The 582-nt window shown below is 60.5% G+C and carries 2 protein-coding genes and 1 pseudogene; all 3 read left to right on the forward strand.

Going from position 1 to position 582, the window contains the following annotated elements:
- Positions 1-240, forward strand: a 240-nt coding sequence (locus G5358_RS21545) for an MlaC/ttg2D family ABC transporter substrate-binding protein (RefSeq protein ID WP_421324936.1), incomplete at its 5' end; no start/stop codon positions are given.
- A complete protein-coding gene (locus G5358_RS21550; protein ID WP_005336352.1) occupies positions 237-509 on the forward strand; it encodes an STAS domain-containing protein in 273 nt (90 codons plus the stop codon). The genes G5358_RS21545 and G5358_RS21550, both read left to right, overlap by 4 nt.
- Positions 509-582, forward strand: a pseudogene (locus tag G5358_RS21555) (BolA family transcriptional regulator); the annotation flags it as partial. The gene G5358_RS21550 and the pseudogene G5358_RS21555, both read left to right, overlap by 1 nt.

Consider the following 582-nt stretch of genomic DNA (forward strand, 5'->3'; position numbering starts at 1 on the left):
ATCACCGCCGTCAACGTCAGCGTGAAAGAGGCCGGCAAGCCGGACATCTTCCTCGAGTTCAAGCTGCGCAAGAACAACAAGACCGGCGAGTGGAAAGCCTTCGACATGGTGGCAGAGGGGATCAGCCTGCTCTCCGCCAAGCAGAGCGAGCTGGGCGGTTTGATCCGCCAGAACGGCATCGATGCGGTGATCGCCCAGTTGCGCGAGCACAACGCCAAGCCGCTGGTACTCAAACCATGACTCTCAGCGGTGAGCTGCAGGCGCCACAGGTCAATGACCTGTGGCAACGCCGCGCCGAATGGTGGCAGGACGACCAGCTCGAGCTCGGCGGCGTCACCACCCTCGACTCTGCCGGACTGGCCCTGCTGGTCAAATGGGCCAAAGCCGTATTAGCGCGAGGCGCCACACCGCAACTGGTGGGCGCCTCCAGTGATTTCTATACCCTGGCCAACCTCTACGGGGTGGCTGGGCTGTTTCAATCTACCCCGCTCACAACTGAGGACGCATAATGCAAGTCTCTGAAATTGAAGCGATACTCCTTGAGGCTCTGCCATTGTCCGAAGTCCATGTCAAAGGGGACGG

This window comes from Aeromonas sp. 604176 (assembly GCF_049170755.1).
Lineage (GTDB): Bacteria > Pseudomonadota > Gammaproteobacteria > Enterobacterales > Aeromonadaceae > Aeromonas > Aeromonas veronii_A.